The following is an 11,621-nucleotide window of genomic DNA, read 5'->3' as shown; positions in this document are numbered from 1 at the left end:
CAAAAAAAAGACCTGAAATAATTTTATTTCAGGTCTTTTTTTTGAAAAACAAATAATTACGCCAATTGTTTCTCTAATTTTTCATTTAAAACTGATTTTGGAACTGCTCCAATTTGTTTATCTACGATCTCCCCATTTTTGAAGAACAATAAAGCAGGGATATTACGGATACCATAACGAACTGAAATTTCTGGATTTTCATCTACGTTTACTTTTCCTATCACAGCCTTACCTTCGTAATCTTTGGCTAATTCTTCAACAACAGGTCCCACCATACGACAAGGACCACACCATTCTGCCCAAAAATCAATTAATACGGGTTTGTCCGCTTTCAAAACAACTTCTTCAAAGTTGCTATCTGTAATTTCTAATGCCATAATCTTTAATTTTATAAACCGAAGTTATATTTATGATACTACTTAATTGCTAAAATCAATAAACAAAGATAGTAACAACTGTCAATGTAATTGTAATCTTAATTACACAAAATCCAATCCAAACTAGTTCAATCGGTAATTTATACCCTCAAACTTATCTATGCAATCCAAAAACTCATTTGTGAGATTTATTTTTAGACTCTTAGCTGGCATTTCGACAGAGATTTCATCCTGAGGATCCCAGATTTTAAATTTCAATTGACAATTTGGCACGACGCCTTCAATCTCATTCTGCGCCAATATATCTTTAATCCCATCTAAGAATTCTTCGTTCAGCTTCGGCAACGGAACATTAATTGTAAAACTTTTCGCCATCTTTTCACGAAGCTCAGACAGCAACTGCACGCTCCTCAACTCAAATCCCCAGTTTCCAACTTGCCTAAAACGTTCTTGAACGATTCCGCGCAACTGGACAAAATAACCTTCCTGCAAGTATCCTTTTAACTTGACATATTCTTCCCCAAACACAGCCATATCGTAAGAGTCGCTGTAATCTTCGATAATAAAAGACGCAAATGGTTTACCATTCTTAGTCAGACGGTGGTTTGCCGAGGCTATAATTCCCCCAATAACCAATTCTTTATTTTTAATACGGTTAAATTCCAGCAACGTCTCCTCGTCAACTTCCGGAGCTTTCGCTTTATTAATCAACGAGAGATCTGATACCGGATTATGGCAGAAATGTTCGATCTCAAAACGATAGGTATCCAATGGATGACTCGTTAAATAAATACCGATGACATCTTTTTCGTATTTTAGTTTTTCGATCAATCCCCATTGCGGGCAAGCTGCCAAAACAGGTTCAGGTAACTCAGCAGCTTCACCTGCACCAAATAAACTTGCCTGTGCCGAATTTTCATTTTCTTTATAACGCTGTCCAAACCGGATTGCTTTTTCCATACCCGTTGAATTATCCTCGGAATGAAAATACTGCGCACGATGTGTGCTTTCGAAGCTATCAAAACCACCAGCATAGGCTAAACTCTCAAAAGCTTTTTTATTGACAGCACGTAAATCTATACGCTTGGCCATATCAAAAACAGACTTGTACAATCCAGATTGCCTCGTTTGTACAATAGCATCGACAGCACCGGCACCAACCCCTTTGACAGCGCCTATACCAAACCGAATAGCCCCACGTTCATTTACTGTAAATTTATAATAAGATTCATTTACATCAGGGCCCAATACCTCCAAGCCCATACGTTTACATTCTTCCATGAAGAATGTAACCTGTTTGATATCATTCATGTTATTGGAAAGCACCGCAGCCATATACTCTGCCGGAAAATGTGCCTTTAAATAAGCCGTCTGATAAGCTACCCACGCATAACAGGTCGAGTGCGACTTATTGAACGCATAACTGGCAAAAGCTTCCCAGTCGGTCCAAATTTTTTCTAAAACTTTGGCGCTATGCCCTCGTTCCTCTGCCTGTAAAACAAATTTAGGCTTCATTTTGTCCAGTACAGCCTTTTGCTTCTTACCCATCGCTTTACGCAAAACGTCGGCATCACCTTTCGAAAATCCAGCTAACTTTTGAGATAAAAGCATTACCTGCTCCTGATACACCGTGATCCCGTAGGTTTCTTTCAAGTATTCCTCACAAGCATCTAAATCGTAGACAATAGGATCTGTCCCATGTTTACGCCTAATAAAACTCGGAATATATTCAATTGGTCCGGGTCGGTATAAAGCATTCATCGCAATCAAATCGGCAAATACAGTTGGCTTTAGATCGCGCATATATTTTTGCATCCCGGGAGATTCATATTGGAAAACACCGATTGTTTCACCGCGCTGGAAGAGTTCGTAAGTCAATACATCGTCTATTGGAAACTTATCCGGATCTAAAACGATTCCATGACTTAACTTAACATTCTCAACAGTATCTTTGATAAGTGTCAGGGTTTTCAGACCCAGAAAGTCCATTTTCAATAGACCAGCACTCTCAACAACATGGTTATCAAACTGAGTCACATACAGATCGGAATCTTTTGCCAGCGAGACAGGAACGAAGTTCGTAATATCATCCGGAGTGATGATTACACCACAGGCATGAATACCTGTATTTCTTACAGAGCCTTCCAGCACGCGTGCTTGACGAATCGTTTCAGCTTCAAGTCCAGCCCCATCAGCTATTGACTTTAACCGGTTCACAGCCTCGATCTCTTCTGTGCGCAGTTTCTCCTTCAAACCAGCATCATCCAGTGTAAAGATTTTGGAAAGCTTCAGATTAGGGATTAATTTAGCAATTTCATTCGCGTCTCCCAAAGGTAGGTCCAGTACCCGCGCGGTATCTTTAATGGAGGACTTCGCCGCCATCGTGCCATACGTAATTATTTGTGCCACCTGACTAGCACCATATTTATTGATGACATATTGCATGACCCGACCACGCCCTTCATCATCAAAGTCAATATCAATATCGGGCATGGAAACACGATCGGGATTTAGAAAACGCTCAAATAGCAAATCATATTTTATGGGGTCAATATTTGTAATGCCGAGGCAATACGCGACAGCCGAACCAGCAGCAGAGCCCCGCCCTGGTCCCACTGAAACGCCCATATCACGGGCAGCGGCAATAAAATCCTGTACAATCAGAAAATATCCGGGATATCCTGTTTTTTCGATCGTTGCCAATTCAAAATCCAGACGTTCACGAATATCATCCGTTATTTCCTCATAACGTTTCTCAGCACCAACGTAACATAGATGAGCAAGATATTTATTTTCCCCTCTTTTTCCGCCATCCTCATTATCCTCTGCAACTTGAAATTCTTCAGGAATATCAAATTTCGGCAAGAGGACATCCCGGTTCAGTTTAAAGATCTCTACCTTATCCACAATCTCCTGTATATTAAGAATCGCTTCTGGTAAATCTTTGAACAGGGTCTTCATTTCCTCGGAAGATTTAAAATAATACTCCTGATTTGGCAAACCAAATCGGAAGCCCCGCCCTCTGCCTTTTGGTGTAGAAAGCTTCTCACCATCTTTCACACACAACAGAATATCGTGGGCATGCGCATCTCCTTTCTTTTCGTAATAGGTGTTATTTGTCGCTACAACTTTAATAGCATATTTACGGGCAAACTTCAATAAGGTTTGGTTTACACGATCCTCATCTTCCTGTCCATGCCGCATCAACTCCAGATAGAAATCATCTCCAAAATGCTCTTTCCACCATTGTAACGCTTCCTCTGCCTGGTTCTCACCAATATTTAGCACCTTGCTGGGCACCTCTCCTTGCAGGTTTCCCGAAAGCACGATCACATCTTCCTTATACTGTAGAATAAGGTTTTTATCTATACGGGGCACATAATAGAATCCCGCCGTATAGGCAAAAGAAGCTAACTTGGCCAAGTTATGATACCCACGTTTATTCTTTGCCAACAATACAACCTGATAGCCGTTATCCTTTCTGGTTTTATCTTTATGGTCTTCACACACAAAGAACTCGCAACCGACAATAGGTTTTAGGATTTGGCCCGTGGGCTCCTCCCCGTTCTCCAAAGCTTCGGCGTTTTGTGCTTCCACCTCTTTATTATGCCCGATCACCCGGGAAACAAATTCAAATGCCCCCATCATATTACCATGATCGGTAAGTGCAACGGCAGGCATATTGTCCTTTACCGCGGCCGAAACCAACCGATCATATGACATGGTCGACTGTAGAATAGAAAACTGCGAATGGTTATGTAAGTGCGCAAATTTCGCTTCTTTAAGAGCGGATAACATATCGGCATCCACAACAACACTGACGTCATCAGGTGTCGCCCGTTTTCTGATCTCGTTAGAAGCTGCCTTTAGATTAATGTGTTTAAGTCCGGCGGTAGGAATAGGACCAGGATTATTTGTCTTGAAATCAACAAAATAACCTGTATCTACCTGAAGCTCCTCGGCAGTGAACACTTCTCTTCTGACTAACTCCAGGAAACAACGCGTTGTTGCTTCAACGTCGGCAGTTGCATTATGCGCCTCAGCAAATGGAACCCCAAATAAATAGGAGTGTAATTCAGTCAGATTAGGCAGTTTATATCGGCCACCACGTCCACCGGGAATTTTCAACAGTTCGGCCGTGACTTCAGTACAGGTATCCAAAACCGGCATATTTGCCATCTTAGAATCTACACCATAACGATAAAACTCACAGCCCATGATATTGAGGTCAAAACCGATGTTCTGCCCGACAACAAATTTCGCTTTATTTAACGCTGTATTGAATTTTTCAAGAGCAACCTGTAGTGGTACCCCCTGCTCTTCAGCCAATGCGGTAGATATACCGTGTATTTTTTCAGAGTCATAGGGTATATCAAATCCATCGGGTTTAATCAAAAAATCCTGATGTTCGACCAAATTTCCCATCTCATCGTGGATCTGCCATGCCAGCTGGATACAACGCGGCCAATTATCCGTGTCCGTAATTGGCGCGTCCCAACGCTTCGGCAAACCCGTTGTCTCTGTATCGAAAATAATATACATAAATCTCTAAACCTCTTTAATACAATATATTAAATGTAATCATATTTACATTTATTTGAACTTGAAATTTACGAAATTCTTAGGGAACATTCTGTCAGATTTTTGCGAAAAATAACAGCATAAAATCCGGCTTTTATCGACGACGGCAGATGTCCGGCATCGCCAAATCCACAATTCCAAAAAATTAATTCGCCCAAATCGTCTACAGATCTTAACGGTGGCTCCCGCAGGTATTTTGGATCATTTGACAGCCATTCGGAATGACTGCTGTTTAAGTATCTTCACAGGTTTAGGAAAAAGCAGAGTACTTCAAAAACAAGCCTAGCTGGCAAAAAAGCATTCAATCCCACGCAATCGTAACAGCTATTTAATATTGTACCTACTACACTATCCCAGTTATTTATTATATTTGAATTTGACTCCAATTTCTATGATTAAAGCGATTTTTTTTGATATCGATGGGACACTGTTAAGTTTCAAAACACATCAAGTTCCCAACTCCACACAGCAGGCATTTCAATTATTAAAAGAAAAAGATATAAAAGTTTTCGTTTCTACCGGCCGGTCTTTTAACCAATTGGGACATATCCGTTACCTTGATTTCGACGGTTTTATCACGTTCAATGGTGGATACTGCGTCACCAAAGATGAACAGGTTATTTATAAAAATAATATTATCCAAGAAGACATCCGCTCATTACTTGATTACGCAAAGCATCATCCCGAACTCACGTTTTCATTTATGTCAGACAAAGAGATCTCCTTAAATCAGGTGACGCCCGAAGTGCTGAAGATGTATCAGCAAGTTAACGTAAATCCCCCGCCGATACGCAACTATGAAGACAACTTTGATCTGGAATCCGTTATGCAGATCAATGTATTTATTAATCCGGAACAAGAGGCTGAGTTTATGGAAAATGTTATGCCCAACTCGATTGCATCTCGCTGGACGCCCATTTTTGCCGATGTTAACCCGATGGGGCAAAGTAAAAAAGTGGGGATCGATGTCTTTCTAGAACATTTCGGCATAGCGCTTTCCGAAACCATGTCTTTTGGCGACGGGGGAAATGATATTACGATGCTTGCCCATACACAAATCGGTATTGCTATGGGAAATGCAAATCCTGAAGTAAAGGAAATCGCCGATTATATTACCGATGATGTTGACAGCAACGGTATCTGGAATGCCTTAAAGTATTTTGAGGTCATCTAGAAATGAATTGTGAGCGTAGCGCGACAGGTATTGCTATTACTATTCAATAGCAAGCTATGTCGCTGTGGAAAAAGAAATTCTAGCCTGTTTCGAAAATCTTCAATTAATGCATGCTTAAATTGACCATCCAGGTAATGATTCACACGATGGCTGACCTCAAATAGCAGGACTTTCGATGATCCGGAGAGACGGATTCGGATCGGATGGGAAGACATACCATTATATCCATTGGCTACCGCATGTTGGACCATTGGGAATAAGATAAGCGGCGGCAGCATGACCTCATTTTCCGACTGAAAACGATTTTCCCATTTCAATAAAAAACCTGCGGGCATCGATATTTTGACCACTGCAAAATAATGACTCAATAGGTCTAGTTCAGCTTCCATGGACTGGTTTTTCCCTAGCTCCAAAAGCAATAGCTTTTTTTGAAATAGGATATATTCAGGCATCAATACAGCTCCTTCCGCAAAGATCCTTGCCATTAGAAAACGATCGAATTGACTGTTCCCAAACGACAATCTATTGGACAGCGCCATTGCCTCCTCGTTTCTTACAGACTTTTTACGTAGAATGCGGTCGATTATACTTGACATTTCTTAAATTGCTTTAGAATAGACAACAAAAATAAGGAAACATTATGTCAAATATTGCAATAGTGATTGAAGAAAGAGCCGCCGATATAGGCAATTTCTTGGTGGGGAGACTACTTCCTTTCAGACAAAAACGTATGGTTGGCCCGTTTATATTTATTGACCATATGGGGCCTGACACGATCTCTGAGCCTCACTTCATGGATATTGCCCCACATCCTCATATCGGATTATCCACGTTGACTTACCTCTTCGAAGGAAGTATTATGCACCGCGACAGTTTGGGAAATGCGGTCGAAATAAAACCTGGAGCAGTCAACTGGATGACAGCCGGAAAGGGAGTAACTCATTCCGAGCGCACGCCGGATTACCTACGGTCTACGCAACATGATCTCCATGGTTTACAAATTTGGGTGGCATTACCAAAGCATCTGGAGCAGATGGAACCCAACTTTGTTCATATTGAGGAGCCGCAGCTTCCGCATTGGACCGAAGGCAGTGTCAGCTATCGTCTGATTGCTGGCGAGATTAACAATCATCGCTCGGAAGTCCCGGTGTACAGCCCCCTATACCTGATCGAAATTAAAGCAGAACAGGATTCCAGCATTAAATTGGGCGAACACCTATATGGCGAAAGTGGATTATATATTCTTCATGGTTCAGTGCATGCAGAAGGCCAGGAGTTTGGTCCAAAACAAATTTTGATAGCAAAAGATGCGAAATTATGCGAATTCGAAATGAGCGCTGGCACGAGCCTATACATCTTTGGCGGCGAACCTTTTCCCGAACAACGGTACATCGACTGGAATTTTGTCGCTTCAGACATTGAAACCTTAAAAATCGCCAGAGCAAAATGGGAAAAGCATGAATTCCCCAAAGTTCCAGGAGATGATGGCTATATCCCAATCCCCCCTGTAAATCCAACGCTAGGTCAAAAGAAGCCTTAATAAAATTAAAAAAGTTTATAAGAACAAAAAAGGGCTGGAATAAATTTAAATTTCCAGCCCTTTTTTTCTTCTTCATTAACCCCTGCTAATGTCCTATGCCACTGACTCCACCAGAAACAACAAGTTTCATCGCATCGGTAGGTGACATATCCAGTTTTTTAACCTTATCAGCACTAATAATAACTACCTGCCCTGCAAAAGAATAGGAATATGGAAAATAAACCATTACCTCATTTTCAAGGCCAATACTCTTTAAATCATGCTGCGTCAGGAAACCGATCTTCTTGAGACCAAACTCATTTACAGTTACGAGTACTGGCTCATTAAATTTTTTAGCATCCCCCACAAAAGCTTCTGTAAAATCTTTTATTGAGGTATATAAAGTATTTAAAAGTGGTATTCTTTTTATCTGATGATTGATCCAGACTTTGATCGGATCTGTCACAAAATTCGTAAATATCAGCCCTGCCAGAACAAGGATAAGAATCACCGTTAAAATTCCAATTCCCGGAATATACAATGGGTGTCCTTTTTCATCCTGTAAAAAATGTTCCGTCAAATTCAGTGCGGAGTCTATCGATGCGAAAATCCATACGATCAAAAAGACTGCACCAGCCAAAGGTACCACAACCAGAATACCTCGAATTAAATAATTAATGAATCCCCTGAATAATTTGCGAAGCATGAGTTTGTAAATAAAATATATTTATACAAAAATGCAGAATATCCTTTTATTATTCATAAAAATATACTCTTTTTACCCGTTGTGAAATGCTCGTCAAAAGCTCGTAAGGAATCGTTCCGATCGATTGCGCAGCGAGCTTAACATCCGGATAAACAATCACATCATCTTCTTCGGCCACTTCGATCTCTGTTACATCAAGCATACACATATCCATACAAATATCACCTATCGTTGGTACAAGGCAACCATTGACCATCATTTTACCTACACCGTTCCCAAAACGCCTGTCGTAGCCATCTGCATAACCAATTTTTATCGTTGCTATTTTGCTATCCCGAAGCAAAACTCCATGCCGGTTATACCCCACAGTCTCTCCCGCAGCCAAGTATTTTATTTGAGTGACATTGGTCTTCAAACTACTTACTTCCCGAAGCGGAAGATCATGTCGTTCAACATCAATTCCGTAAAGTCCGATTCCGAGCCGAACCATGTCAAAATAAGCTTGCGGCCAGAGTTCGATACCAGAAGTCGCAGCAATATGCCGTAAAAATGAATAACCAAGCCCTTCTTCTAGGCGTTTTGTAAATTGATCCAAGAGATCGATCTGTTGCTGAGTGAACACATTGTCTTCTTTATTTCCCGCGGAAGCCAAATGGGAAAATGCCGACTTTACCTGCAGTATCGCGTCAGCGTTTAATTCCTTTATCAGTTTATCTACTTCATCTGGCATAAAACCAAGACGATGCATTCCCGTATCCACTTTGATATGAACCGGAAAGGATGAAATCCCCTTCCCTTTCAGGTAATTCAAGAATGAAGACAGAATTCTAAAGCTATAAATTTCAGGTTCAAGGTTGTGCTGTACAATAGATTCAAAGGTATTTTCATCGGGACTCATCACAACAATAGGCACTGTTATTCCAGCACCCCTCAGATCCACACCTTCGTCGGCAAATGCAACGGTAAGATAATCTACCCTATTGAACTGCAAAAGATTAGCAATCTCAAAACCGCCACTCCCATAGGAAAATGCTTTGACCATCGACATCAATTTCACATGTTTTGGCAACAGCTGACGGTAGACATTCAAATTATTTTCCATGGCGTTCAAGTTTATCTCGAGCACGGTATCATGTGATTTTGCCACCATCAAGCGGCTGATTCTTTCGAAATGAAACTCCCGCCCCCCCTTCAGTAGAATCGTGGAGTCCGCAAATTGAATAGACCTAATATCTTCCAAAAATGCACTAGTACTGGCGTAGGACACCGATGGAACATCGAATTGATCAGCTACTTGCGTGAGCACTTCCCCGATCAAAACCAACTGATCTAAACGGTATTCCGAAAGTAAACGTTTCAATTTCGACAAACTTTTCTCATCCGTTATACTTACACCAGGTAAGTCGGAAAGAATCAGGACTTTTCTTGGATGCTGCCCCTGTTGATTTAAAAACTCAAGCGCAATTTGTAGGGCATCCAAATCGTTACTATAGGAATCATCAATAATGGAACTGTTTTTCTTCCCTTTTTTCAACTCAAGTCGCATGGCAACGGGTTGTAGCTCCTTAATTCTCGATGCGATTACCTCCCTTTCGTAGCCGAAACGCAACATAATAGCAACACAGTTGATCGCATTTTCCACGTTCCCTTTGTCGACAAAGGGTACTTCAACGGCAAATGTACGCCCACCATAGAAAAGAGTGACTACCGTAAATTTATCATCGACCTGTTTAAGCGAATAGACCTCCAATGAAAGCCCCTCATCATATCCCCACGAAAACTTTCGAGGACGGTAAGGTAATTGAACATGCTCTACATAGCGATTAGGAAAGACCATGGTCTCAACGTCCTTGAAAAGATTTATCTTTTCGTAAATCTTTTCTTCTTTCGAATCAAAACCAGCTTTATGGGCTACTCCGATGTTTGTCAGCAGGCCAATTGTTGGTTTTATCATCTTTTCCAGCTTTACCATTTCACCCTTCTCAGAAATTCCTGCTTCGATAATCGCCAGATTATACTGATCGGATAATCCCCATAGGGAAAGCGCTACTCCTAATTGTGAATTGTAACTTTTGGGACTCCGGTAGATTTTATATTCTGGAGACATCAGTTGATATAACCATTCTTTGACTATTGTCTTCCCATTGCTTCCGGTAATCCCAATAACAGGAAAGTTAAATTTTTGTCTATGAAAGGCTGCCAATACCTGCATAGCTTCAAGGCTGTCGGAAACCCATATCAGATTTGCATCCGGAAATAACTGTTCCTGTGCTTCGTCAATTTGTAAGACAAAGCTTCTCACCCCTTTATCATAGGCTTCTTTGATATAGTGATGCCCATCCCTGCTTTTCTGCAGTGCGAAAAATACACCATTATCAGCCTGAACAATCTTGCGACTATCATAAAATAAATGCTGAACTAAAGAATTGGGATCTGCGATAAACGTGCGATTAGGATGTAAAATTTGGACGATTTCCGATATTTTGTACATTCTCCTGATATTTTGATTGGATCAAAACTGAACATTTTTTTAGTTATTTCATATTATTTTTGAAATTTTGACAATATGTTTGAAGAAGATAATAGAAACAAGAAGATATTGACACCACGTCAGGCTCAATTGAAGGCAGAGAGCTACTGTGCCTATCAAGAAAGATCCCAACAAGAAGTACGGGACAAACTTTATGGCTGGGGATTACATGAGATGGATGTCGAAAACATTATTGCAAATTTAATAGCTGAAAACTTTCTAAACGAAGAACGTTTTGCGATAGCTTATTGCAATGGTAAACTTCGAATGAAAGGATGGGGAAAAATTAAAATTAAACAGGCTTTAAAAGGAAAACGAGTCTCTGAGCAACTGATAAAAATTGCATTTAAACAGATAGACCTGGATGAATACGAGACCATATTGGAGAATATTATTGACAAGAAAATCCGCGATGTTAAAGGCAAAGATGCTTTTATCATGAAGAACAAAGTGTATCAATTTGCTTTGTCCAGGGGATTTGAAAGCGATTTAATTTTTTCCATACTGAATTCAAAGGAGTTATAAAAAAGCACAAAATAAAGTAAACAAATATTTTGCAATATTAATTTTTCGCTCTATATTTGCATCACCAAAAAGGAACACGAGGTTCTTTTTAAAGTTGAAATAAAATTCCATGCGAAAATAGCTCAGTTGGTAGAGCACAACCTTGCCAAGGTTGGGGTCGCGAGTTCGAATCTCGTTTTTCGCTCACCTGCCTAGGTGGTGGAACTGGT

General features: G+C 40.5%; 8 protein-coding genes and 1 tRNA gene. 4 read left to right on the top strand and 5 right to left on the bottom strand.

The window, feature by feature from the left end:
* Window positions 1-56: 56 nt before the first annotated feature.
* On the bottom strand, window positions 57-377 hold the full coding sequence (gene trxA / locus B4A24_RS15130) for a thioredoxin (RefSeq protein WP_104385830.1): 321 nt from the start codon (window positions 375-377) through the stop codon (window positions 57-59).
* A 123-nt stretch (window positions 378-500) separates the two neighbouring features.
* Window positions 501-4,919: a DNA polymerase III subunit alpha gene (gene dnaE, locus B4A24_RS15125; protein ID WP_293945964.1), complete on the bottom strand. Its 4,419-nt coding sequence runs from the start codon at window positions 4,917-4,919 to the stop codon at window positions 501-503.
* A 430-nt stretch (window positions 4,920-5,349) separates the two neighbouring features.
* Between dnaE and B4A24_RS15120 the strand changes: the two genes are divergently transcribed.
* Entirely contained in the window at window positions 5,350-6,132 is a 783-nt protein-coding gene (locus B4A24_RS15120) for a Cof-type HAD-IIB family hydrolase (protein ID WP_293945963.1), read from the top strand.
* On the opposite strand, the gene B4A24_RS15115 is transcribed toward B4A24_RS15120, so the two are convergent.
* On the bottom strand, window positions 6,129-6,728 hold the full coding sequence (locus B4A24_RS15115) for a hypothetical protein (protein ID WP_293945962.1): 600 nt from the start codon (window positions 6,726-6,728) through the stop codon (window positions 6,129-6,131). The genes B4A24_RS15120 and B4A24_RS15115 overlap by 4 nt on opposite strands.
* Window positions 6,729-6,772: 44 nt before the next feature.
* Here B4A24_RS15115 and B4A24_RS15110 point away from each other — a divergent pair, with 44 nt between their 5' ends.
* Entirely contained in the window at window positions 6,773-7,672 is a 900-nt protein-coding gene (locus tag B4A24_RS15110) for a pirin family protein (protein WP_293945961.1), read from the top strand.
* Between the two features lie 85 nt (window positions 7,673-7,757).
* Here the strand turns inward: B4A24_RS15110 and B4A24_RS15105 are convergent, their stop codons facing one another.
* Complete coding sequence (locus tag B4A24_RS15105; protein ID WP_172395815.1) at window positions 7,758-8,357, bottom strand: DUF502 domain-containing protein; 600 nt, start codon at window positions 8,355-8,357, stop codon at window positions 7,758-7,760.
* 49 nt (window positions 8,358-8,406) lie between these two features.
* Window positions 8,407-10,848 carry a bifunctional UDP-N-acetylmuramoyl-tripeptide:D-alanyl-D-alanine ligase/alanine racemase gene (locus tag B4A24_RS15100; protein WP_293945960.1) on the bottom strand — a complete coding sequence of 814 codons (2,442 nt, stop codon included), beginning with the start codon at window positions 10,846-10,848 and terminating at the stop codon, window positions 8,407-8,409.
* Window positions 10,849-10,923: 75 nt separating this feature from the next.
* Here B4A24_RS15100 and B4A24_RS15095 point away from each other — a divergent pair, with 75 nt between their 5' ends.
* Together B4A24_RS15095 and B4A24_RS15090 are read left to right on the top strand one after the other, a co-directional pair.
* On the top strand, window positions 10,924-11,412 hold the full coding sequence (locus B4A24_RS15095; RefSeq protein WP_293945959.1) for a regulatory protein RecX: 489 nt from the start codon (window positions 10,924-10,926) through the stop codon (window positions 11,410-11,412).
* A 111-nt stretch (window positions 11,413-11,523) separates the two neighbouring features.
* Window positions 11,524-11,596: transfer RNA gene (locus tag B4A24_RS15090), tRNA-Gly, on the top strand.
* Window positions 11,597-11,621: the final 25 nt, after the last annotated feature.

Origin of the sequence: Sphingobacterium sp. UBA7249, from assembly GCF_002472835.1 — a bacterium.
Classification (GTDB): Bacteria; Bacteroidota; Bacteroidia; order Sphingobacteriales; family Sphingobacteriaceae; genus Sphingobacterium; species Sphingobacterium prati.
Note: the sequence above shows the minus strand (reverse complement) of the source record. Positions and strands in the feature narration are given on the sequence as shown.

Coding starts and splice junctions, on each gene's coding strand:
- B4A24_RS15115 (WP_293945962.1), bottom strand. CDS start 6,728: ATGTCAAGTATAATCGACCGCATTCTACGTAAAAAGTCTGTAAGAAAC.
- B4A24_RS15100 (WP_293945960.1), bottom strand. CDS start 10,848: ATGTACAAAATATCGGAAATCGTCCAAATTTTACATCCTAATCGCACG.
- B4A24_RS15110 (WP_293945961.1), top strand. CDS start 6,773: ATGTCAAATATTGCAATAGTGATTGAAGAAAGAGCCGCCGATATAGGC.
- trxA (WP_104385830.1), bottom strand. CDS start 377: ATGGCATTAGAAATTACAGATAGCAACTTTGAAGAAGTTGTTTTGAAA.
- B4A24_RS15095 (WP_293945959.1), top strand. CDS start 10,924: ATGTTTGAAGAAGATAATAGAAACAAGAAGATATTGACACCACGTCAG.
- B4A24_RS15105 (WP_172395815.1), bottom strand. CDS start 8,357: ATGCTTCGCAAATTATTCAGGGGATTCATTAATTATTTAATTCGAGGT.
- B4A24_RS15120 (WP_293945963.1), top strand. CDS start 5,350: ATGATTAAAGCGATTTTTTTTGATATCGATGGGACACTGTTAAGTTTC.
- dnaE (WP_293945964.1), bottom strand. CDS start 4,919: ATGTATATTATTTTCGATACAGAGACAACGGGTTTGCCGAAGCGTTGG.